Origin of the sequence: Brachybacterium fresconis (assembly GCF_017876515.1) — a bacterium.
Lineage (GTDB): Bacteria > Actinomycetota > Actinomycetes > Actinomycetales > Dermabacteraceae > Brachybacterium > Brachybacterium fresconis.
In genome coordinates this window covers 671,054-694,281 of record NZ_JAGIOC010000001.1, presented here as the reverse complement: position 1 = coordinate 694,281, position 23,228 = coordinate 671,054, and the positions used below count along the sequence as shown (strand labels likewise).

The window sequence follows — 23,228 nt, the reverse complement described above, 5'->3', positions numbered from 1 at the left end:
GGCTCTGTTCTCGCAGGTGGCCTCAAGACGCCCGGGCGAGCCCTTCTGTGACGCACGATGAACCGCCATCAGTCCTGCTTTCAGCTGTCGGCGATGGTAGTGACCATCGGGTCATCGCGAGCGACTCCGTGCGCCTCGGGCACTTTCTGCAGTTCACGGCATCACCAGCTCGGTCAGCACGCTGATCACCGCGCGACGACAACCCGACGCAACCCCGCCGGGTGAGCCCTCACACACGATCTGACAGCATAGACATGCTTGGGAGATGCATAAGATCAGGTCATGTCTGTTGCGCCCACGCCCCTCGACGCCGACCAGCTCCTGGCGGCGATCCTCATCGACGACCCGGAGACTCCAGAAGTCCAGGAAGCGCTGACGGCGCTGCGACCCGAGGTCCTCGCCCGCACCCGCGAGGCCTACGACGCCCTCTACCGCACCGAGCAGCTGCTGCCCGTGCCGGTGCTGCACGCCCTCGCGGCGGTCACCGCGGACTGGCAGGGCAGCGGGCCGCTGTCCGCCTGGCATGCGGCCCAGGGTGCCGATGCCCGACTCACCGCCGCCGATCCGATCGCCGCCGATCTCCACGGCCTGGACGCCGCCGCGCTGAACGCCCTGCGGGAGCACGTGGACCTGCTGTCGGTCTCCCCGGCCCTCGTCGGCCGCCCGGACCAGACCCGCCTGGTGGGCGCGGGCGTCGACGCGCCGCTGGCCGTCCTGGTCAGCCAGCTCGTCTCCTTCGAGAGCTACCTCCAGCGCCTTCTCGCGGGCCTGGCCGCCCTTCGCGGGGTCGAGGTGCCCACCGTCGAGGCCCCGATCCGCCACCCCCTGACCCGGGGCCGCGTCGCCGAGCACGGCGGCCCCACCGCCACCGGTCGCACCCGCCCCTCGGCCTTCACCCGCGAGATCCTGCAGTGGGAGCCGTGGGTGGCCGTCCCCGAGGAGGACGAGCTCAGCGAGCTCCAGCGTGCCTCCTTCGCCTCCAAGGCGAGCACGAACAGCGTCTACTTCCGGATGCTCTCGCTGACCCCGGCCATCACCGCCGCCCGCAGCGGACTGGACAACGCGATCTTCCTGCCCCGCGACGGTGCCCCCAAGGCAGAGCGCGAGCTCGCCGCCGCCGTGGCCAGCAAGGTCAACGACTGCATCTACTGCGCGTCCGTGCATGCGCGCAAGGCCGCGGGCCTCTCCCGGCGCGAGGACGCCGTCGACACCCTGCTGGCGACCGCCCTCGAGCGCGACGAGGACTGGATCGCCGCGGACCTCGCGCCGCTCGAAGCCGGCCAGGACGACCGGTGGTCCGCCGTCATCGCCGTGTCCGCCGCGCTGTCCCGCCCCCGCCCGCAGCTGACAGCCGCCGAGCTCGAGCCGCTGCGTCGCCAGGGGCTGAGCACCACCGAGATCGCCGACCTGCTGACCGCCGCGGCCTTCTTCTCCTGGGCCAACCGCCTCATGCTGAGCCTCGGGGAGCCCTCCCTGCCCGACGACGGCCTGCCCGACGCCGGCCGGTCCGACGCCGGCCGATCCGGCGCCGAGCGCGTCGCCGCCTGACCTGACCGTCTCCCCATCCCGCACCCCCGTCGAGGAGCCATGACCCCTGCACTTCGCCGCCGCACCCTGCTCGGTGCCGCCGTCGCCACCCTTCCTCTCCTGGGCCTCGCCGCCTGCGGCGAGGTCACCGTCGAGGGTGAGGCCGGGGCCGCCACCTCCACCGCCGTCACGGTGACCGATGACCAGGACCGGGAGGTCGAGCTGCCCGGCCCGGCACGCAGCGCCGTGGTGCTGAACAGCTACACCAACGAGTTCGTCCGCGCCATCGGGGCCGGGGATGCCGTCGTCGGCGTGGACCGGGCCTCGCTGGACCGTCTGCCCTATCTGCCGCTCGAGGACGGCCAGGTCATCGCCGAGGGCCTGGACCAGCTGAACTACGAGGCCATCGCCCAGCTCGAGCCCGATGTGGTGATCATGCCGCGCAATGCCATCTGGCAGGAGGCCGCCGAGCAGCTCGAGCCCTTCGGCATCCCGATGATCGTCGCCACCGCCTGGGACACCGACGTGGTCGACGAGACCATCACCCTGCTGGGCAAGGTCTTCGGCGCCACCGAGGCGGCCACCACCGTCCTCGAGTTCAAGAACGAGATCACGGGGATCCTTCAGGAGCGACTGGCCGAGGTCGAGCCCGTCCCGGTCTACTTCGAGACCGTCGAGCCGTACCTGACCGCCCTGCCCGGGTCCGGCTTCGACGCCATGATCGAGGCCGCCGGCGGCACGAACATCTTCTCCGACGCCTCCGGCGGGGACGCCCAGGAGGAGCTCACGGTCGACCCCAGCGAGGTGGTGCTGCGCGACCCGCAGTTCGTCCTCCACGAGTTCGAGCCCTCGGCCGAGCCCGTCGACCGCTTCGCGGAGATCCGCGAGGACATCGCCTCCCGCCCCGGCTGGGACGGGATGAGCGCCCTGGCCGAAGGGCAGATCGCGATCGCCAACGGCTGGGCCACCTCCGCGCTGGGCAAGTCCATCGGTGCGCTGTACCTCGCCTCCTGGCTGCACCCCGACGCGCTCGGCGACGCCGATCCCGACCAGTACCTCACCCGCTGGGTCACCGAGTTCCAGGACACCGAGCTGTCCGACCCGGCCGACTACGTCCACGGGCCCACGTCATGACCACCACCCTCGAGACTCCTCGCCGCAGCGCCGGCGGCCCCGCGCCCGCCCCCGGGAGAACCGGAGCGGCCACCGCCCGCCGCCGCGAGCTGCGCAAGTCCCTCACGCTCGCGGTGGGGCTCGTCGTCTCCGTGCTCGCTCTGCTCATCGCCGTCACCATCGGCACCGCCGGGGTCGGAGTGACCGATGTGGTCCGCTCGGTCCAGGTGAGCGTCTTCGGCGGCACCATCAGCGCCGACTTCGCCTCCTCCTACGCGGTCATCACCCAGCTGCGGCTGCCGCGCGTGCTGCTGGCCTTCGCCGCCGGCGCGGCGCTGTCGGTCTCCGGCGTGCTCATGCAGGGTCTGCTGCGCAACCCGCTGGTCAGCCCCTTCACCCTCGGCGTCTCCCCGGCGGCCGCCTTCGGCGCGGCCCTGGTGATCACCCTGGCCGGCACCAACCAGCTGCCGGCCTGGGCGACGATCATCGGGGCGATGGTGATGTCGCTGATGGTCTCCGCGCTCGTGCTCGGCATCGCCACCGCCCGCCGCATGGCCGTGGCCACCCTGCTGCTGCTCGGCATCGCGATGACCCAGATCTTCGAGGCCCTCACCTCGGCGCTGCAGTTCACCGCCAACGAGAACACCCTGCAGGCGATCATCCGCTGGACCTTCGGCTCCGTGAACGACGCCGGCTGGGACGACGTGCTGATCGTCGGGATCATCACCGTGGTCGCCGTGCCGCTGACCCTGTGGTTCTCCAAGGACCTCAACGCCATCGCCTTCGCCGGCGACGACGCCGCCCGCAGCTTCGGCGTGAACGTGGGCCCGCTGCGCATCGGCCTGATCGCCCTGGCCGTCACCCTCGCCGCCGTCGTGGTCAGCTTCTGCGGCATCATCGGCTTCGTCGGGCTCGTCGGCCCCCACATCGCCCGCCTTGCGATCGGTGCCGACCACCGCCACCTGCTGCCCTTCGCGGCATTGTCCGGCGGACTCCTGCTGCTGGTGGCCGACGCCGTCGGCCGCACCGTCATCGCCCCGGCGGTCGTGCCCGTCGGCATCGTGGTCGCCTTCATCGGCGGCCCCGTGTTCATCTACCTCATCCTCACGCGAAGGAACACTCTGAAGTGAGCCTCACCGTCGATCACCTCTCCTTCTCCTACGGCAAGCGGGCAATCCTCGAGGACATCTCCTTCGAGGTCGCCCCCGGGGCCTTCTGCGCGCTGCTGGGCCCCAACGGCTCCGGGAAGTCCACCCTGGTCAAGGCCATCGCCGGGGTGCACCGTGCGAAGGCCGGGCACGTCACGGTCGAGGGCCGCGCCACCGCCTCTCTCGGGCGGCGCGAGCTCGCGAAGGTCGTCGGCTACGTCCCGCAGGCCGGGGACGCCCCCTTCGACCTCACGGTGCGCGAGGCCGTGATGCTGGGCCGCACCCCGCACTACGGGCTCACCCCGCGAGAGGAGGACCGCTCGAAGGTCGAGGACGCGATCGTGCGGATGGGTCTGACCGATCTGGCCGAGCGCAGCATGTCCGAGCTCTCCGGCGGTCAGGCCCAGCGCGCCCTGATCGCACGGGCCCTGGCCCAGGACACCCGCGTGCTGCTGCTGGACGAGCCCACCAGTGCGCTGGACCTGCGCTACCAGATCGAGACGCTGCAGCTGGTCCGCCAGATCACCCGCGAGGAGGGCATCAGCGCGCTGATCGCCATCCACGACCTCAACCACGCCGCCCGCTACTGCGACCAGGTGATCGTGCTGCACGAGGGCTCCGTCACCGCCGATGGCGCCCCCGCCGACGCGCTGCAGGCCTCGACCCTGCGCACCGTCTACGAGGTGGACGTCGAGGTCGCCACCGGCACCGACACCGTGGAGGTGCGCCCGCGCGTGGACGAGCAAGGGTTCACCCGCACCGGGGCCCGGCTCGACGAGCTCGCCGCGGACGCCGACGACACCGGGGCCGACGACACCGGAGCCGCCGAGTCCGCAGAGTCCACGGCGCGCGATGCCGAGGCGTCCGCCGCGGACCGCCGCGACAGCGACCTGGCGGCTGCCGTGAGCTCTCGATGAGCACTCTGGACGCGATCCTCGTCGGCGGCGGGCCCCGCGGCGTCGCCACCGTGCTGCGCACCGCCGCCCGGGTGGCGGCCGACGGGGGAGAGCCCGCCCGGCTCGCCGTGATCGACTCCCTCGCCGTCGGCCCGGGAGCCACCTGGCTGATCGACCAGCCTGCCGAGTACCTCAACAACACCCAGGCCGACGCCACCACCATCCACCCCGACGCCTCGACCCCGATGTCCGGCCCGGCCGCCCCCGGTCCGGACCTCGTGGACTGGGCGCGGTCCGTCACGGACTCCGGCGGTCACCCGCTGGGGGACTGGGTGCTCGAGGAGGCCCGCACCCTGGTCGGCGCCACGTTCCCCACCCGTCGGCTGCAGGGTGCCTATTTCCGCGATCAGCTCGATGCCGCGATCGCCGCCGGGTACGTCGAGGTCACCGAGATCCACGCTCTGGTCGTCGACCTCGAGCGCTCGGGCGAGGACACCGTCGTGGTGCTGGCCGACGGTCGCCGCCTGGCCGCCCCCACCGTGGTGCTGGCCCAGGGCATGGTCCAGGCCCGCCGCGATCCGGAGGTGACCGCCCTGGCCGAGGCGGCCGGGCGCTTCGGTCTGCGCTACGTCGAACCCGGCATGCCCGCCGAGCGCGACTACACCGCTCTGCCCGCCGGGCAGACGGTGCTGGTGCGCGGCCTGGGCGCGAACTTCTTCGACGTCATCGGCCAGCTCGCCGCCGAGTGGGGCGGAGCGGTCGAGCCCGTTCCCGGCGACCCGGCCGGCCGCCTGCGCTATCTCCCCAGCGGCCGCGAACCGCACCTGGTGGTCGGCTCCCGCCGCGGCGTGCCCTACCGCTCCAAGCCCGACGGCGGCCGCACCGTACGCCCCTTCACCGCTCGGTGGGCGACCCCCGAGTGGTTCCAGACCCTCGCGGAGCGTTCCGACGTGTGCTTCGCCGCCGAGGTGTGGCCGATCCTGTCCCGCGAGTTCGCCCGCGTGTACCTCGAGGCCCTCACGGAGCTCGTCCCCGCGGCGATCGACGGCGATTGGATGGACGCCCTGGCGAGCGCAGGGACCCAGGACGAGGTCGACGCCGTGCTGGAAGCTGCCATCGGCAAGGCCCGCTGGACCTGGACCCTGGACGAGCTGCACCGCCCCACCGGCGGCGAGCCCGTCAGCGGTGCGGCGTGGGACGCGCTGGTCGATCGGCTGATCGAGGACGAGCTCGGCTCGCTGTCGGACCCCGACCGCCACCCCCGAGCGGCGGTCAACGGCGCCATGGGCGCCCTGCGCAAGCAGGTGGGACGCCTGATCCGGCTCGGCGCCTTCCACGGCCGCTCCCTGGCCCGGGACGTGCTCGGCTGGTTCGACGGCGACTCGCTGGCCCTGGCCTCCGGTCCGCCCGCGGACCGCGTGCGCCTGGTGCTGGCGCTGATCGAGTCCGGCGTGATCGAGCTGCTCGGCCCGCAGACCGTGATCGAGGCCGACGAGCAGCTGGGCCGCTTCCGCGCGGCCTCGCCGATCACCGGCCGTGTCGCCACCGCGACCGTCCTGCTGGAGACCCGCATGTCCAAGGGCAGGATCCCCGAGACCGACGACCCCCTGCTGCGTGCGCTGCTGGCCACCGGGCGCGCCCGGATCCACACGGTCGACGAAGTCCCGACCCAGAGCCTGGAAGCCACCGGCGCCGAGATCGCCGAGGACGCCCTCCGCGGCCACAACCTGATCGCGGCCGACGGCACCGTCGACCCCGCCGTCATCGTGCTCGGCATCCCGGCGCTGAGCACCCAGCCCGGCAGCGCCATCGGCGCCACGCCGGGCGTGCCGTCCCCGCTGCTGGCCGGGGCGGACGTCGCCGCCAAGCAGATCATGGCGCGGGTGCGGGCGGCCGTCAGCGCCTGAAGATCAGGCGCACCGGTGGATCAGAAGCCCCGCGGCCCGCAGAGCGGCGGAGGGGCAGGAGCTCTCGCGGCCCGCGGTGCGCCGGTGCATCAGGACTGGTCGTCGTCGGGGTCGTCGTCGCGGCGCAGGGCGACGCGATCGACCCCCTCGAGCTCCATCAACTGGGGGATCAGTTCCCGCACCGGGGGCTTGCCGTGGAACCTCACGTCCATGACCACGACGTGGCGGTCGCCGTGGTCGGTGCGCCGACTGTGCTCGATCGAGCTCGTGAACCCCATGGTCGTCGCCACCCCCAGCAGGTCGCGAAGCACCCCGGCACCGTCGACGTAGGTGATCCGCAGCAGTCGCTTCGCATCCGGGGACGGCAGCCGGTGCATCAGCGGAGCGACCACGAACAGGGTCACCAGATGCAGGATCGTCAGCAGGATCGCGAGGGAGAGCATTCCCGCCCCGCAGGCCATCCCCACGGCCGCGGCGACCCAGATGGTCGCCGCCGTGGTCAGCCCGCGCACCACGTTGCGCCCCTTGAAGATGACGCCGGCGCCGAGGAACCCGATGCCGGAGACGATCTGGGCGGCGATGCGGGAGGGATCCAGCCGCACGTCGTCGCCGATCACGGCGGAGAACCCGTAGACCGAGACCAGGGTGAACGCGCAGGAGCCCAGTCCGACCAGCACATGCGTGCGGAATCCGGCCGCCTTCTGCCGGAACTGCCGCTCGAGACCGATCAGCGAGCACAGCGCGAACGCGGCCAGCAGCAGCTCGGTCTCGACGATGGACGTGCTGGTGAAGAGCCCGACGGGGGAATCCATGGGGAACCACCTCCGCAGGCAAGCTAGCAGAGCCCCGCACGGGCCCCGACTGCGGGGCGGGGACCAGGGACCGGCTCCCCGGCGCACAGGTGCTCTGCACGGAAGGATCACGCTGGCGGTGAGGTACATCACAATCGTTATAGGACCGTAACGCCTACCAATGGAGGTTTTGCCGCTCGCAGAGGTTCAATCAAGGTCCACGGGTCGATGACGTCCCGTCGCTCCCGCGGGAGCGCACTCCGAGAGAGGGGTCAGCCATGACCGCGCAGCAATCGCACAGATTCTCCATCTCTGACGGAACCACTCGCCGACGCTTCCTGGCGACCACCGGAGCCCTCGGCGGAGCTGCAGCCCTCGCGGCCTGCGGCGGCGCCACCGGCGGTGGCGGCGGCGGGGACGAGGGCGAGGAGCTCGTCGGCGTCGGCAACAACGGCGAGGCCGGCACGGGACGCAGCGGAGACGCCGCCGACCAGCTGTTCATCGCCGGCTTCCAGTGGAGCCCGCCCACCAACTTCAACACCTTCGCGGGCGCTCCGGCCTGGCCCGCGTCCTCCAACGTGGCCCAGTACGTCTACGAGACGCTGCTGCGCTTCGACATCGTCTCCGGCGAGCTGCTGCCCGGGCTGGCGGCGTCCTACAAGGTCGACGGCAACGAGTCCATCTCGCTGACCCTCCAGGACGGCATCACCTGGCACGACGGCTCGGAGTTCACCGCGGACGACGCGCTGTACACCTTCGAGCTCGGCAAGATCGACCCCGGCCTGGGCGTCGCCTCCTTCTGGACCGAGGTCGACGAGATGACCGCCGACGGGAAGACGATCAGCATCGCGATCAACGCCGAGCGCAAGAACGTCGGCGCCGTCCTCGCCCAGCTCGCCCAGCAGTTCATCGTGCCGAAGGCGGTCTTCGAGAAGGTCGTGGAGGAGACCGGCAAGAACGTGGCCAGCTGGGAGACCGACGAGGCGATCGGCACCGGCCCGTTCACCCTCGAGCTCGCCGACCAGACCCAGATCATCCTCGCCCGCAACGAGGACTACTGGGGCGAGGAGTTCTACGGCGGCCTGCCGAAGATGTCGAAGATCATCCACCCGATCTTCAAGTCCAACGAGGACGGCAACATCAAGTTCCAGTCCGGCGCGCTGGACGTGATGCAGCAGTTCGTCCCGCAGATCTGGAAGATGTGGGAGTCGGGCAAGCCGGTGGGCACCTACCTCCAGGAGGAGCCCTACTACGTGCCCGGCTCGGTGCCGATGTTCCTCATGAACGCCACGACCCCCGGCCTGGACGACCCGAAGGTCCGCAAGGCCCTGGCCTATGCGGTGGACTACGCCTCGATCGCCGAGACCGCCATGTCCGGCTACTCCTCGCAGGTGCTGGCCTCGCTGATCATCCCCGACGGCGCCGAGGACCAGTGGCTGGACCGCGACAAGGCGAAGGCCGACGGCTGGGCCTACGACGCCGAGAAGGCCGAGTCGCTGCTGCAGGAGGCGGGCTACGCCAAGGGCGACGACGGCATCTACGCCAAGGACGGGCAGAAGCTCGGCCCCTGGAAGATGATCACCCCGCAGGGATGGACGGACTGGAACGCCGCGCTGAAGATCGTGTCCAAGAACTTCCAGGACATCGGCGTCGACGCCTCGACGAACTTCCCCCAGCAGGCCCAGGTCACCACCGCCATCCAGAACGGCGACTTCGCCATGGCCTGCTGGTACGTCGCCGGCACCAACCCCGCCACACCGTGGCAGCGCTTCAGCGACGTGATGAGCAACGTCGACATGGTCGAGCTCGGCCAGACCGCCTACCGCAACTACGGGCGCTGGGAGAACGGCGAGGTCAACGATCTGCTCGAGGTCGCCGCCGCGGCCCCGGACGACGACTCCAAGAAGGAGGCGCTGACGGCGCTGGACGAGCTGTACCGCGCGGAGGTCCCCGCCTTCCCGCTCATGTACCGCCCCGATGAGTTCTTCGAGTTCAACGCCTCGAACTGGACGAACTGGCCCACCGAGGACAACGACTACGCCCCGCCGATGTTCCGCGGCGCCGGCAACACGTGGATCTTCGAGCTGAAGAAGATCGGCGAGTGAGGAGCGCCGGTGAAGCTCGGTCGCTACATCGCCCGGAAGTCGATCTGGTACCTGGTCGCGCTGGTGGCAGCAGTGAGTCTGAACTTCCTGCTGCCCCGGCTCGTCCCGGGCAATCCCGTCGACGTCATCGTCTCCAACCTCTCCCGCGGGGGATCGGTCACCAGTGAGCAGCAGCAGAAGGTGTACGAGAGCTACGTGGCCGAGTTCGGACTCGACCAGCCCCTGTGGCAGCAGTTCTTCACCTATCTCGGCAAGGTGTTCACCGGGGACCTGGGCACGTCCTTCGCCTATTACCCCGCCTCCGTCAACGAGCTGGTCGGCCAGGCGCTGCCCTGGTCGATCGCCATCCAGCTGCCCGCGATCCTGGTCGGCTGGATCCTCGGCAACATCATCGGCGCGATCGCCGCGTTCCGGGGCGGGAACTGGGACCGCTCGGTGTTCACCACCTCGCTGTTCCTCTCGGCCATGCCGTACTACTGCCTCTCGATCATCCTGCTGTACGTGTTCGCGGTGGCGGTCGGGTTCTTCCCCGTCGGCGGCGCCTATTCCCTGGGGCTCACGCCGGAGCTCAGCATCTCCTTCCTGTGGGACGCGCTGAGCTACTACTGGCTGCCGTTCCTGTCGCTGGTGATCGTGTTCATCGGCGGCCAGGCCGTCGGCATGCGCTCGATGGCCATCTACGAGCTGGGCGGCGACTACGTCAACTACGCCCGGGCGATGGGCATCCGGGACAACAAGATCACCCAGTACATCTTCCGCAATGCGATGCTCCCGCAGATCACGGGCCTCGCCCTGGCCATCGGCACGCTGGTGGGCGGGGCGCTGATCACCGAGCTGGTGTTCAGCTATCCCGGGGTCGGCACGCTCCTGTTCAACGCGATCGCCGCCAACGACTACCCGGTCATCCAGGCCATCACGCTGATCATCACCGTCGCGGTGCTGGTGGCGAACTTCGCCGTGGAGATCGTCTACGGCATCGTCGACCCGCGCATCCGCGCCGCACAGTCGGGGGAGAAGTGACATGTCGACCGTGAACACCTCCATGGCCGAGGAGACGGCCGCGCCGCGGGCGAACACCCTGCGCTCGTTCAACGTCTCCGCCCGGTTCTGGGTCGCGCTGGTCATCGTGGCCGGCGTGATCCTGATGAGCCTGGCCGGATTCGTCTACCCCACGGGGCCGGCGGAGAAGGTGGGGTCGCTCTACGACCCGCCGGGCAACGGCCTGCTGATGGGCACCGACAACTTCGGCCACGACGTCATCGCCGTGCTGATGGCCGGGACCCGCACCTCGCTGATCATCGGCCTGGTCGCCGGCATCGTCGCCACCACCATCGGGGTGGGCGTCGGCCTGCTGGCCGGATACGTCGGCGGCTGGTTCGAGGAACTCCTGATGGGCGTGACCAACGTGGTCCTGGCCATCCCGGCGATCGTCGTGCTGATCCTGATCTCGATGTCGCTGCCCAACAGCACCATCTGGTCGCTCGCGATCGTCATCGGGATCACCTCCTGGCCCTGGACGGCCAGGGCGGTGCGCGCGCAGGCCTCCTCGGTCGCCACCCGCGAGCACATCGACGTGGCCCGGCTGTCCGGGGTGCGCCTGCCCGGCATCCTGCTCAAGGATGTGCTGCCCTACATCCTGTCCTACGCCGTGATGGCGTTCGTGCTGCAGGTCGCCGGGGCCATCCTCGCCGAGGCCGCGCTGTCGATGCTGGGCCTGGGCCCCTCCGGGGTCAACTCGCTGGGCACCCAGCTGCATTGGGCGCTGGCCTTCCAGGCCGTCGCCAGCGGTGCCTGGTGGGCGTTCCTGCCGCCGACGCTGGTGCTGACCCTCGTCTCCTTCGGCTTCCTGCTGCTGCAGGCCAGCCTCGACGAGGTCTTCAATCCGCGCCTGCGACGCGGCAAGCGCAAGCAGATGAAGCAGGCCGCCGCCCGGCGTGAGGAGGAGGCGCGGCTGCTCGCGGAGCAGGCCGTCGCCCCCGGCGCCCCCGCCGGCCCCGGTGCAGGGGGCACGCACGAGCACCCCGAGCGATCCGAAGCAGGTGATCCGGTATGACCGATGAGCGCACGAGCACCGGGGGCGCCCCGCCGGGGGCCGACTCCGGCCCCTCCGCCCGCGGGGCCACGCTGGCCCGGGCCCGGAACATCCGCTGCGTCTACGGCGGCGGCGAGGAGGACTTCACTGCAGTCGACGGGGTCTCCCTCCAGCTCGGCGACGGGGAGATCCTGGGGCTGGCGGGGGAGTCCGGCTGCGGCAAGACCACCCTCGGCAACGCGCTGTCGATGATCGCCACCCCGCCGCTGTACGTGCTCTCCGGCACCCTCGAGATCGACGGGGAGGAGATCGACCTGTCGACCCTGCACGCCTCCGACCTCGCCCGGCACCGGCCCTACCGGGGACGGACCGTGGCGATGCTCCCGCAGGGCGCGATGAACTCCATCAGCCCGACGCTGCGGATCTCCAGCCTGGTCAAGGACGTCATGCGCGCCCACGACCCGAAGGTCACCAAGGACGAGGCCCTGGACGTCGCCCGCGAGCGGCTGACGATGCTGGAGATGCCGGTCCGGGTGCTGGACTCCTACGCCCACCAGCTGTCCGGCGGCATGAAGCAGCGCATGATCACGGTGATCTCCACGCTGCAGAACCCCCGGCTGCTGATCGCGGACGAGCCCACGTCGGCCCTGGACGTCTCCAGCCAGCGCAAGCTGGTGGAGATGCTGCTGGCGATGGTCGAGCAGGGCATCATGTCGGGCGTCATCTTCGTGACCCATGACCTGCCGGTCCTCTCCCAGGTCTCCGACCGGCTCGCGATCATGAACGCCGGCAGGCTGGTCGAGACCGGGCCCACGCGCCGCCTGGTCGAGGACCCGCAGCACGAGTACACCCGCACCCTGCTGTCCTCGGTGCTCGATCCCAGTCACGAGACGCGACGGCGCGGTGTGGCACGCCGTACCGGCCACGGCGCGGCGGGCACTGACCCGCGAGGCCCGACAGACCCGTCGGGCCCGGCAGGCACCGCCACGACCGCCACGACCACGAGCACCGAAGAGGTGGGCACCCCATGAGCGAGAACAGCACCGACGCGCCGCGCGATCCGTCCGGCGGACCGCGCGAGGAGACGCTCACCCGCAGCCGCGGCGGAGGAGACATCCTCCTGTCCTGCCAGAACCTCACCAAGGAGTTCTCCGTCGCCGGATCGAAGATCACGGCCGTGGACGACGTCAGCCTCGAGTTCCCCGAGACGAGCGTGCTGGCGGTGGTGGGGGAGTCCGGCTCCGGCAAGTCGACGCTGGCCCGGATGCTGCTGCGGCTGATGCCGGCGACCTCGGGCACCATCACCTACCGCGGCCAGGACGTGACCCACCTGCACGGTCGCGGTCTGCGGGAGTACTGGACCGAGGTGCAGGCGGTCTTCCAGGACCCCTTCGCCTCGTACAACCAGTTCTTCACCGTGGGATCCCTGCTGCGCCGGGGACACTCGCTCGCCAAGGTCCCGGCCGACGAGGCCGACGCTCTCATCGCCGAGTGCCTGGGCTATGTCGACATGACGCCGAAGGAGACGCTGCACAAGTTCCCCCACCAGCTCTCCGGCGGACAGCGCCAGCGCGTCATGGTGGCCCGCGCCCTGATGATGCGCCCCAAGGTGCTGCTGGCCGACGAGGCGACCAGCATGCTCGATGCGACGCTGCGGGTGAACGTGCTCAACGTCCTGCACGACCTGAAGAACGAGCTGGGGATGACCATCCTGTTCATCACCCACGACATCGGCCAGGCCTGCTACCTCGCCGACCGCGTCGCGGTGATGGAGCAGGGCAGGGTGGTCGAGCGCGGCACCACCGAGGAGGTCATCTTCTCCCCGCAGGCCGACTACACCAAGCGCCTGCTCTCCGACGTCCCCGATCTGCGGGGAAGCCTGAAGTCGTAGGGCTCAGGGCGCGGGCGGGGCCAGCAGCACCGCGAAGGTCTCCAGGGTGCCCTCGAGCTCGACCGAGGGCTCCAGCAGCCACTGGATCTGCAGGCCGTCCGAGGCCGAGATGAGCAGGGCCGCGATGTCGGCCGGATCCACGTCGTCACGGATCCGACCGTCCTCCTGCTCCGTGATCAGACGCTCCGTGAGCTCGCCCCGGATCCGGGCGAAGCGCGCGGTGAAGAACGTATTGGAGGGACTGGCGTCGACCGCGAGCGAGGACGCCAGCAGGGTCGTGTACAGCTCCACCATCCCGGGGACCCCGATGTTGATCATCGCGGCCTTGACCAGCACGTCCAGCGCCGAGATGGAGTCGCCGTACATCTTCGCGGTGTCCCGCTTGGACTCGGCGTGCTCGTAGACCGCGACCAGCAGCTGCTCGCGGGAGTCGAAGTAGTGCAGCAGCGCCGCATGGGAGACACCGATGGCAGTGGCGATCCGTCGCAGCGAGGTGCCGTCGGCGCCGCGCTCGCGGAACACGTCGATCGCGCGGTCGAGGATCTCCTGGCGTCGGGCGACGCCCTTGGAGTACGACCCGGCGCGGCCGATGATCTGGGGCTCCGCGGGAGCGCGGCGTTCCTCGGTGGTCATGGCGCGATGCTACGCGCAAAGAAACCTCCGGGTGGAGGGTTTGCGTGGTAATCTTTCCTCCACGCCCTCACCGTGACGTGCGGCCAGCGGGTGACAACCGTGAGAAAGAAGGATCGACATGGCATTGCCCATCGCCTCCATCCAGCTCTATACGCTGGCCGCCGAGTTCTCGGCGGACATGAACGCCTCCCTCGACAAACTCGCCGGGATCGGCCTGCGCACCGTCGAGGCCTTCGACTTCGTGGGCCGTCCGACGGAGATCCGGGCGGCTCTGGACCGGGCCGGGCTGAGCTCCCCGACCGGCCACGCGCCCCTGCTCTCGGACGAGCTGTGGACCCCGGACGGCTCGATCCCCACCCCGGCCAACGAGGTCGTGTTCGAGGCCGCCGCCGAGATCGGCATGAAGACCGTCATCGAACCGATGGTCGCCGCGGATCGGTGGCTCACCGAGGACGGCGTGAAGGACATCGCCGAGCGCCTCAACGCCGCCTCCGAGAAGGCGAAGGAGTACGGACTGAGCGTCGGGTACCACAACCACGCGCAGGAGTTCGTGGCCTCGTTCGACGGTCAGACCGCCTACGAGCGCTTCCTCGACCTGGTCGACCCCTCCGTCGTGATCGAGCTGGACCTGTTCTGGGCGCTGGCCGGCCAGCAGGACGTCGTCGGCCTCGTCGAGAAGCTCGGTGACCGCCTCGCCGCGATCCACGTCAAGGACGGCATCGCGCCGGCCTCGAACCCCTTCGCCCCCGACGCCCCGGCCTTCGACTCCTCGAGCCTGGACCAGCGCCACGCCGGCGAGGGCGACGTCCCCACCATCGAGGCGATGCAGGCGGCCACGGCCGTGCAGTACGCCGTGATCGAGTACGACAAGGCACCCGGCGACGTCTTCGAGGACATCGCCGACAGCTACGACTTCCTGATCGAGAAGGGCCTCGCAGCATGAGCAGCTCCACCACTCCCGTCGGCGTCGGCTTCATCGGCGTCGGCGTCATCTCCGACACCTACCTCGAGAACCTCGGCTCGTTCCCGGACGTCGACGTCCTGATCCTCGGCGACCTCGACACCGAGCGCGCCGCCTCGCAGGCCGCCAAGCACGGCGTGCCCGCCTCCGGCACCGCGCAGGACGTGCTCGACCACCCGGACGTGCAGGTCATCGTCAACCTCACGATCCCGGCCGTGCACGCCGAGATCTCCTCCGCCGCGGTGACCGCAGGCAAGCACGTGTGGACCGAGAAGCCCCTGGGCCTGGACCGCGAGTCCACCTCCTCCCTGCTGGCCCTGGCCGAGCGGAACGGGGTGCGGGTCGGATGCGCGCCCGACACCGTCCTCGGCCCCGGCGTCCAGACCGCCAAGCGCGAGATCGCCAAGGGCACCATCGGCCGCCCGTTGTTCGCCCAGACCTCCATGCAGTACCAGGGCCCCGAGGTCTTCCATCCGAACCCCGGCTTCCTGTTCGCGAAGGGCGCGGGTCCGCTGCTGGACATCGGCCCGTACTACTTCACCACCCTGGTGAGCCTGTTCGGCACCGTCTCGGCGGTCGCCGCGATGGGCGTGACGGCCCAGCAGGAGCGCACCATCCAGGTGGGCGACAGGGCCGGGGAGACCTTCCCCGTCGAGGTCCCCTCGACCATCTCGGTGCTCACCCAGTTCGAGGCCGGCCAGACCGGCACCTCGCTGGTCAGCTTCGATTCGCCGCTGGCCCGCCAGGGCGTGGTCGAGATCCATGGCACGAAGGGCTCGCTCGTGGTCCCGGACCCGAACATGTTCGAGGGCCGCATCGCCTACGTGCGCCCCTTCGAGTCCTTCGGCGAGCAGCCCCCGGAGCAGGAGTGGATCGAGGTGCCGCAGGAGGGCATCGTCACCGGGCGCGGCCTGGGCCTGCTGGACATGGTCCGCGCGATTGCCGAAGGTCGCCCGCACGTGGCCAGCGGCGAGCTCGGCTACCACGTGCTCGACGTGATGCTCTCGGCCGAGGAGTCCGCGGCCTCCGGCGAGTTCGTGACCGTGGACAGCTCGGTCGCCGACGTGCCGCTGCTGCCCGAGGGCTTCGACCCCTTCGCGCGCACGGTCTGATCCGGCTGCCCCGTCGGGTCCGGCTGCCCTGTCGGGTCCGGCAGGCCAGTCCGGGACGACGGCCCAGTCCGGGACGACAGGCCAGTCGGGTCCGGCAGGCGCTGGTCATCCCTGGCCCGAGCCCCCGTCACCTCCCCGCATCCGCGGGCGGCGGCGGGGGCTCCGTCGTGCCGTGCGTGTCGTGCGCTCGACGGAGCGGAGCTCGGCCGGTCGCGACGCCGGATCGGTCGCGACAGGTCACCGATCGACGCGCGTTCGATCGAGAGTGCAACTCTGGGCGGCTCAGGGGGTGGTGAGGCACCGAAAAGGACGTTCTCGGCCGCGACGCCATGTGTCGGTGTGTGTCGGGAGCACTTCTCGGTTCGGGGCATCACGATTAGCGTCTGGTGGCATCAGATGACCTTATGGTCCGGGGGCTCCTCCCGCGCCCCGCCCCGACCCCAGGACAGGTGCCCATGACCGCGGTCGACCTCGAGAACGTCCCCGGCAGCCCGCCCGGCCCCCGTGATCCTCGTCTGCAGGTGCGCGTGCTGTCGTCGGCCTTCATCGGCACCACCGTGGAGTGGTACGACTTCTACCTCTACGGCACCGCCGCCGCGCTGATCTTCAACACCCAGTTCTTCCCCGCGCACTCCGCCGTCGCGGGAACTCTCGGCGCCTTCGCGACCTTCGCCGTCGGCTTCATCGCCCGCCCCGTCGGAGGCATCGTCGCCGGGCACCTCGGCGACCGCATCGGTCGCAAGGCGATCCTCGTCGCCTCGCTGATCACGATGGGCGCCGCCTCCACCGCGATCGGCCTGCTGCCGACCTACGAGTCCATCGGCGTGCTGGCCGTGTTCGGGCTGGTGCTGCTGCGGCTGCTGCAGGGACTGGCCTGCGGCGCCGAATGGGGCGGGTCGGCGCTGCTGTCGGTCGAGCACGCACCGCGCGGGATGCGCGGCTTCTTCGGCAGCTTCACCCAGGTCGGCTCCGCCGCCGGGATGCTGCTGGCCACCGGTTCCTTCGCCATCGTCCAGGCGCTGACCACCACCGAGCAGTTCGAGGCCTTCGGCTGGCGACTGCCCTTCCTGGCCAGCTCCGTGCTCGTGGTGGTCGGCATCATCATCCGCGCCGGCATCACCGACGCCCCCGCCTTCCGGGCCCTGAAGGCCGAGGACCGCGTCGAGAAGGCCCCGCTGACGCAGGTGCTGCGCCACCACCGTCGGGCCCTGCTGATCACCATCGGCCTGCGCCTGGCCCAGCCCGGTCTGTTCGCGATCCTCGCCATCTACCTCATCAGCTACCTCGACCATCGCCGGGGCGATGCCTCCTCCGGGGTCACCGCCGTGCTGATCGGATCCGCGATCGGCCTGGCCTCCGGACCGCTGTGGGGCGCCCTCTCGGACCGCGTGGGCCGCAAGCCCCTGGCGGTGGCGTCGATCATCGGCATCGCCGTGTTCATCTGGCCGTTCTTCGCCTTCCTCGACGCCGGCCCGATCGTGGCGCTGCCGCTGATGATGATCCTGGGGATGAACATCCTGCACGACTCCATCTACGGCCCCCAGGCGGCCTGGTTCGCCGAGCAGTTCCCGCTGTCGGTGCGCTACACCGGCGTCTCCGTCGGCTGTCAGGTCGGCACCGTGCTCTCCGGCGGCCTGACCCCCGTGATCGCCGCCTCCCTGCTGCTGGCCGGGCACGACACCCCCTGGCTGATCTGCCTGTACATCACCGCGCTGTGCGCCCTGTCGCTCGTCGCCGCCCTCGCCGCGAAGGACCCCGTCCGTGACCGCTCCATCGACCCCCTGACCATCGACGACTTCGAGGAGACCCGATGACCACGCCGATCATGCTCAACGCCTTCGAGATGCTGGTGCCCGCCTTCCAGTCCCCGGGCCTGTGGCGCCACCCCGCGGACCGCAGCCGCGAGTACAACCGCCTGGACTACTGGACCGACCTGGCCCGCACCCTCGAGGACGGCGGATTCTCCGGCATCTTCCTGGCCGACATCCTCGGCCAGTACGACGTCTTCGGCGGCGACGGTGATGCCGCGATGCGCGGGGGAGTGCAGTACCCGATCCTCGATCCGAGCGTCATCATCCCCGCCATCGCCGCGCAGACCTCCACGATCGGCGTCGGCGTCACGGCCTCGACCACCTACGAGCACCCTTACCTCCTCGCCCGGCGCTTCAGCACGCTGGACCACTTCACCGACGGCCGCGTCGGCTGGAACATCGTCACCTCCTACCAGGACTCCGCCGCCCGCAACCTCGGCCTGTCCGGGCAGGCCCCGCACGATCAGCGCTACGACCGCGCCGAGGAGTACATGGACGTGGTCTACAAGCTGTGGGAGGCCTCGATCGACGACGACGCGATCGTCGCGGATGCCGATGCCGGCATCTTCGTCGATCCGGAGCGGGTACGGCGCATCGACCACGTCGGCGAGCACTTCCGCGTCCCCGGTCCTGCGCTGGCCGAGCCCTCCCGGCAGCGCACCCCTCTGCTGTTCCAGGCCGGTGCCTCCCCGCGCGGGCTCGCCTTCGCCGCGAAGCATGCCGAGGCGATCTTCTACAACGGGCCGACGCCGGAGATCGTCCGCGGCTGGGTCGACACGGTCCGCGGCGACCTGGTGGCCGCAGGGCGCACGGCCGACGCGGTCAAGATCTTCACCATGGCCACCGTGATCACTGCCGCGACCGACGAGGAGGCCCGGGCGAAGTACGAGGACTACCAGCGCTACGTCGACCCTGAGGCGGCGCTCGCCCTGTTCGGCGGCTGGACCGGGGTGGATCTGGCCGGAGCCGACATCGACGCCCCGATCGAGCACCTGGAGACCGAGGCTCATCAGTCCGCGCTGAGCACCTTCACCACGCTCGACCCGGATCGGGTCTGGACGATCCGGGAGATGGCGAACTTCATCAGCATCGGCGGCCGCGGCCCGGTGATCGTCGGCTCTCCCACCACGGTGGTCGACGAGCTCGAGCGCTGGCGCGAGGAGGCCGACGTCGACGGTTTCAACCTCTCCAGCGTCATCAGACCCGGCGGGCAGGAGGACTTCGTCCGCCACGTGTCCCCGGAGCTGCGCCGCCGCGGACTGCTGGCCGAGCAGCGGCCGGGAGCCACCTTCCGCGAGGCCGTGCTCGGCAAGGGCCCGCGCCTGGCCGAGGACCATCGGGGCGCTTCGTTCCGTCCCGCCGCCGTGGGGACGCGCGCATGAGCGTCGTGGCCGCTCAGCCGCAGCTGAAGTCCGTCCGCGCCCACGGCAGGTGGCAGGGCCGGATGCGCACCGAGAGCCAGGTGCGCTCCTTCACCGTGGCCAGCGACGAGCCGGAGGCCGTCGGCGGCACGGACACCGCGCCGACCCCGATGGAGCTGATCGCCGGCGCCGTGAACGGCTGCCTGACCGTGGTGATCGAGACGGTCGCCGCCGAGCTCGGTCTGACGCTGACCGCGCTGGAGACCTCCTCGCACGCCCACATGGACGTGCGCGGGTTCCAGGGCACCGCCGAGGTCTCCCCGCACTTCCAGGACTTCCTGCTGACTCTCACCCTGGACATCGACGGGGACGAGGTCACGCGCGGTGCGCTCCGGCGGCTCAGCGAGATGCGCTGCCCGGCCGTGAACCTGGTGCGGGATGCGGGCGTGGATCTCGTGATCGACTGGCGGTTCGGTCGGGACGGGACCTGATCCCCTCCCGGGCAGGGGGCCGGCCTGCGCGCGGGCCGGCGCAGGGATGATGCCTACTCCTTCGAGTCCCGTTCCAGCCCGCTCCTGCCGCCGCGCAGGGGCGAGAGGAGGACGAGGCCGACGGCCGCGGCGAAGACGACGGCGACGATCGCGAACGTCGGCCGGAAACCGGCGGTGCCGGCCAGGACACCCCCGACCAGGGCCCCGATCACGGCAGCGGTACGGTTCACCGACCGCATCGAGGCGTTGACGCGGCCCAGCATCGAGCGCGGCGCCGCCGCCTGCTGGTACGCCATCTCGCTGGGTTCCTCGATGCCCATCGAGAAGCCGTACACCAGCTGGACGACGCAGAGATACACCACCGAGACCCCTGCCGGGGCCCCGTCCGGCGTCAGAGCGGTGGCGGCCCAGGCCAGCGCGCAGAGGAGCCGGGCTGCGATGATCACGTCACCCTCCCCGAGGCGCCTCGCGGCACGGTGCGCGGCCAGTGCGCCGAGCAGACCGCCGACGCCGGCCGAGGCGAGCACCAGCCCGTACGCCCCGGCGGACCACCCGAGCCCGCGCAGGACGAACAGGCTCAGCACGGTCACGGCGATGCTGTTGGCCACGAACCACACATGGGTCGACAGCGCCAACGGAGTCAGCGTGCGATGGCGGTACAGGAAGCGCAGCCCCTCGCCGATGCCCCGGAGCAGACGGGGCGACTGCGGATAGGGAGCCGGCTCCCGGCGACGGATCCGGGCGAGCATCACCGCCCCGATCACGCGGCCGACGACCGGGACGAGCAGCGCGGCCTGAGCGCTGAGAACACTGATCAGCAGCCCGCCGAGCGCGGGACCGGAGGTCTGGGCGACGGTGACGGACTGTCCCAGACGCGCATTGGCGAGGACCAGGGATCGTCGCGGCACGAGGTCGGGCAGATAGGACTTCTCCGCGGCGGAGATCAGCACGGTGCAGCAACCGATCGCGAACAGCAGCACGATGACCGCAGGGATCGAGAGCGCACCGGCGAGCAGCAGCAAGGGGATGGCGAGCAGCAGCGCGGACTGGGCGAGCGACGCGATGACGAGCGTCGGCCGACGGCGCCACCGGTCGACATACGCCCCTGCCACGAGTCCGAGCAGCAGATGCGGCAGGAACTGGGCGGCGCGCACCAGGCCGACCTCCCCCTCCGAGGCACCCAGCACATCGATGACCAGCACGTCGACGGCGACGGTCATGGCCGACAGCCCGAGTGCCCCGACCGTCCCGGCCACCCAGTAGCTGCGGAATCCGCGCAGGGCGAGCGGCTCCCTCATCGTGCCGTCCGGGGCGGCGCGGTGCGGTCGGCGCTCATCGCCTCAGTATGCGCAGGTCGGCATCCGGCGGTCGAGAGAGTTCAGGCGGCCCGCGAGACTTACCGGATGCGGCGCCCCACAGGCCCGGACGGCTCAGATGTCCCGGAAGGTCTCGATCCGGGCGCCGAGCTTGTTCAGCCGCTCGGCGAGATCCTCGTAGCCGCGGTTGATGACGTACACGTTGCGCAGCACCGAGGTGCCCTTGGCGGCGAGCATCGCCAGCAGGATCACCACTGCCGGCCGCAGCGCGGGCGGGCACACGATCTCGGTGCCGCTCCAGCGTGTGGGGCCCGCGATGAGCACCCGGTGCGGATCCATGAGCTTCACGTTCCCGCCGAGCTTCGTGAGCTCGGTGAGGTAGATCGCCCGGTTCTCGTACACCCAGTCGTGCAGCATGGTCTGGCCCTCCGCGCTCGCGGCGATGACCGCGAAGAACGGCAGGTTGTCGATGTTCAGGCCCGGGAACGGCATCGGGTGGATCTTGTCGATCGGGGCCCTCATCTGCGAGGGGTAGGTCGTGATGTCCACCAGACGGGTCTGTCCGTTGCGCGCCGTGTACTCCGCGGAGCGGTCGTAGCGCAGGCCCATCTCCTCGAGGATGGCCAGCTCGATCTCCAGGAACTCGATCGGCACCCGCTGCACGGTGATGCTCGAGCCGGTCACGATCGCGGCGGTGATCAGGCTCATCGCCTCGATCGGGTCCTCGCTGGGGGCGTACTCGACATCGGTGCTGATGGAGGTGGTCCCGTGCACCGTCAGGGTGGTGGTGCCGATCCCCTCGATCCGGACGCCCAGCTTCTCGAGGAAGAAGCACAGGTCCTGGACCATGTAGTTGGGGCTGGCGTTGCGGATGATCGTCTCGCCCTCGTAGAGCGCGGCCGCCAGCAGCGCGTTCTCGGTGACGGTGTCCCCGCGCTCGGTGAGCACGATCGGCCGGCGGGGGCCGGTGCCCTCCGAGGCGGTCGCCTGGTAGTAGCCCTCGGTCGCGACGACGTCGAGGCCGAACGGCCGCAGCGCGGTCATGTGCGGCTCGACGGTGCGGGTGCCGAGGTCGCAGCCTCCGGCGTAGGGCAGCTGGAAGGTCTGGGCACGGTGCATCAGCGGCCCCAGGAACATGATGATGCTGCGGGTGCGACGAGCCGCGTCGGCGTCGATGGAGCCCAGGTCCAGACGCTCGGGGACGCGCAGCTCGAGATCGTTGTCCTCGTTGAGCCAGCGTGCCTTCACCCCGATGGAGGTGAGCACCTCCAGCAGCCGGTTGACCTCTTCGATGCGGGCGACCTTGCGCAGCACGGTGGTGCCGGTGTTCAGCAGGGAGGCGCACAGCAGGGCGACCCCTGCGTTCTTCGAGGTCTTGACCTCGATCTCGCCGTGCAGAGTGGTCCCGCCGTGCACGCGCAGGTGGCTGGGGCCGGAGGCGCCGACGCCGACGAACTCGGAGTCGAGGGCGGCTCCCAGGCGGGAGAGGGTGTCGAGGGTCAAGTTCTGCTGCCCCTTCTCGATGCGGTTCACGGCGCTCTGGCTGGTGCCGAGCTGAGCGGCGAGCTGGGTCTGGGTCAGGTCGGCGTGGAGGCGGGCGTCACGGATGATCGCCCCGATCCGTTCGCGGTAGTTCTCGGTCCCGGGGGCGGGCATCTCCGTCGTCTGCGTCATGCTTCCGACGTTATCTCATGAATGAGATACCTGCTATGGGATCTGGTGCGGCTCTCGTCACGTCGGATCCGAGCGCGGTGAGGAGGGAGCGTGGCGGAGGAGGAGCGCGGAGGGCCTGTGCGGTGGTGGGACAGTGGAGACGACCACAAAGGAGGCGTCATGGACCATCGCGACCACCGCACCGATGTCCCGATCGAGGTGCATATCGGTCACCACGAGCTCGAGCTGAGCAAGCGCTACGAATCCGCCAGCATCGCCAACGATGTGCTGATCGGGATCTGGTTCATCGTCGGCTCGATCTGCTTCTTCTCCGAGCAGCTGATGACCGTCGGCACCTGGTTGTTCCTGATCGGCAGCATCCAGATGACCATCCGCCCCGCCATCCGTCTCGCCCGTCGGGTGCACCTGCGCCAGCAGGGCAGCGAACAGCCTGCGCACCCGATGGACTTCTGAACTCGG

20 protein-coding genes are annotated in these 23,228 nt (G+C 70.4%); 16 read left to right on the top strand and 4 right to left on the bottom strand.

Annotated features, from left to right (window positions below; genetic code table 11):
• The first annotated feature begins 282 nt into the window (after positions 1-282).
• From JOF44_RS03100 to JOF44_RS03080, 5 genes are read left to right on the top strand one after another with little or no spacing between them, the layout of a single operon-like run.
• Entirely contained in the window at positions 283-1,548 is a 1,266-nt protein-coding gene (locus tag JOF44_RS03100; RefSeq protein WP_209887277.1) for a peroxidase-related enzyme, read from the top strand.
• A 39-nt stretch (positions 1,549-1,587) separates the two neighbouring features.
• A complete protein-coding gene (locus tag JOF44_RS03095) occupies positions 1,588-2,661 on the top strand; it encodes an ABC transporter substrate-binding protein (RefSeq protein WP_209887274.1) in 1,074 nt (357 codons plus the stop codon).
• Positions 2,658-3,770 carry a FecCD family ABC transporter permease gene (locus JOF44_RS03090; protein ID WP_209887271.1) on the top strand — a complete coding sequence of 371 codons (1,113 nt, stop codon included), beginning with the start codon at positions 2,658-2,660 and terminating at the stop codon, positions 3,768-3,770. The genes JOF44_RS03095 and JOF44_RS03090 overlap by 4 nt, the downstream gene beginning before the upstream one ends.
• A complete protein-coding gene (locus JOF44_RS03085; protein ID WP_209887268.1) occupies positions 3,767-4,705 on the top strand; it encodes an ABC transporter ATP-binding protein in 939 nt (312 codons plus the stop codon). Before JOF44_RS03090 ends, JOF44_RS03085 begins: the two co-directional genes overlap by 4 nt.
• Positions 4,702-6,591 carry an FAD/NAD(P)-binding protein gene (locus JOF44_RS03080; RefSeq protein ID WP_209887266.1) on the top strand — a complete coding sequence of 630 codons (1,890 nt, stop codon included), beginning with the start codon at positions 4,702-4,704 and terminating at the stop codon, positions 6,589-6,591. Before JOF44_RS03085 ends, JOF44_RS03080 begins: the two co-directional genes overlap by 4 nt.
• An 89-nt stretch (positions 6,592-6,680) precedes the next feature.
• Here JOF44_RS03080 and JOF44_RS03075 read toward each other — a convergent pair whose 3' ends face one another.
• Positions 6,681-7,403 (bottom strand): MgtC/SapB family protein, encoded by a 723-nt coding sequence (locus tag JOF44_RS03075; RefSeq protein ID WP_209887263.1) that lies wholly within the window; start codon positions 7,401-7,403, stop codon positions 6,681-6,683.
• A gap of 257 nt (positions 7,404-7,660) precedes the next feature.
• Here JOF44_RS03075 and JOF44_RS03070 point away from each other — a divergent pair, with 257 nt between their 5' ends.
• From JOF44_RS03070 to JOF44_RS03050, 5 genes are read left to right on the top strand one after another with little or no spacing between them, the layout of a single operon-like run.
• Entirely contained in the window at positions 7,661-9,487 is a 1,827-nt protein-coding gene (locus JOF44_RS03070) for an ABC transporter substrate-binding protein (protein ID WP_209887260.1), read from the top strand.
• 9 nt (positions 9,488-9,496) lie between these two features.
• A complete protein-coding gene (locus tag JOF44_RS03065) occupies positions 9,497-10,507 on the top strand; it encodes an ABC transporter permease (protein ID WP_209887257.1) in 1,011 nt (336 codons plus the stop codon).
• Position 10,508: 1 nt separating this feature from the next.
• A complete protein-coding gene (locus tag JOF44_RS03060; RefSeq protein WP_209887254.1) occupies positions 10,509-11,540 on the top strand; it encodes an ABC transporter permease in 1,032 nt (343 codons plus the stop codon).
• Positions 11,537-12,550, top strand: coding sequence for an ATP-binding cassette domain-containing protein (locus JOF44_RS03055; RefSeq protein ID WP_209887251.1), 1,014 nt, complete (start codon positions 11,537-11,539; stop codon positions 12,548-12,550). The genes JOF44_RS03060 and JOF44_RS03055 overlap by 4 nt, the downstream gene beginning before the upstream one ends.
• On the top strand, positions 12,547-13,410 hold the full coding sequence (locus tag JOF44_RS03050; RefSeq protein WP_209887248.1) for an ABC transporter ATP-binding protein: 864 nt from the start codon (positions 12,547-12,549) through the stop codon (positions 13,408-13,410). Before JOF44_RS03055 ends, JOF44_RS03050 begins: the two co-directional genes overlap by 4 nt.
• Positions 13,411-13,413: 3 nt before the next feature.
• Here the strand turns inward: JOF44_RS03050 and JOF44_RS03045 are convergent, their stop codons facing one another.
• Positions 13,414-14,043, bottom strand: coding sequence for a TetR/AcrR family transcriptional regulator (locus tag JOF44_RS03045; protein WP_209887245.1), 630 nt, complete (start codon positions 14,041-14,043; stop codon positions 13,414-13,416).
• A 118-nt stretch (positions 14,044-14,161) separates the two neighbouring features.
• Between JOF44_RS03045 and JOF44_RS03040 the strand changes: the two genes are divergently transcribed.
• The 5 genes from JOF44_RS03040 (at position 14,162) to JOF44_RS03020 (ending at position 19,779) form a co-directional block, all read left to right on the top strand.
• A complete protein-coding gene (locus JOF44_RS03040) occupies positions 14,162-14,986 on the top strand; it encodes a sugar phosphate isomerase/epimerase family protein (RefSeq protein WP_209887241.1) in 825 nt (274 codons plus the stop codon).
• Positions 14,983-16,116 (top strand): Gfo/Idh/MocA family protein, encoded by a 1,134-nt coding sequence (locus tag JOF44_RS03035; RefSeq protein WP_209887238.1) that lies wholly within the window; start codon positions 14,983-14,985, stop codon positions 16,114-16,116. Before JOF44_RS03040 ends, JOF44_RS03035 begins: the two co-directional genes overlap by 4 nt.
• Before the next feature lie 455 nt (positions 16,117-16,571).
• Positions 16,572-17,930, top strand: coding sequence for an MFS transporter (locus JOF44_RS03030; protein WP_209887235.1), 1,359 nt, complete (start codon positions 16,572-16,574; stop codon positions 17,928-17,930).
• Positions 17,927-19,309 carry an LLM class flavin-dependent oxidoreductase gene (locus JOF44_RS03025; RefSeq protein ID WP_209887232.1) on the top strand — a complete coding sequence of 461 codons (1,383 nt, stop codon included), beginning with the start codon at positions 17,927-17,929 and terminating at the stop codon, positions 19,307-19,309. The genes JOF44_RS03030 and JOF44_RS03025 overlap by 4 nt, the downstream gene beginning before the upstream one ends.
• On the top strand, positions 19,306-19,779 hold the full coding sequence (locus tag JOF44_RS03020; RefSeq protein ID WP_209887229.1) for an OsmC family protein: 474 nt from the start codon (positions 19,306-19,308) through the stop codon (positions 19,777-19,779). The genes JOF44_RS03025 and JOF44_RS03020 overlap by 4 nt, the downstream gene beginning before the upstream one ends.
• A 53-nt stretch (positions 19,780-19,832) precedes the next feature.
• Here JOF44_RS03020 and JOF44_RS03015 read toward each other — a convergent pair whose 3' ends face one another.
• A complete protein-coding gene (locus JOF44_RS03015; protein WP_209887226.1) occupies positions 19,833-21,077 on the bottom strand; it encodes an MFS transporter in 1,245 nt (414 codons plus the stop codon).
• A gap of 132 nt (positions 21,078-21,209) precedes the next feature.
• Complete coding sequence (locus tag JOF44_RS03010; protein WP_209887223.1) at positions 21,210-22,769, bottom strand: UDP-N-acetylglucosamine 1-carboxyvinyltransferase; 1,560 nt, start codon at positions 22,767-22,769, stop codon at positions 21,210-21,212.
• A gap of 159 nt (positions 22,770-22,928) precedes the next feature.
• On the opposite strand from JOF44_RS03010, the gene JOF44_RS03005 reads away from it, so the two are divergent.
• Positions 22,929-23,222 (top strand): YrhK family protein, encoded by a 294-nt coding sequence (locus tag JOF44_RS03005; protein WP_209887218.1) that lies wholly within the window; start codon positions 22,929-22,931, stop codon positions 23,220-23,222.
• Positions 23,223-23,228 lie beyond the last annotated feature (6 nt).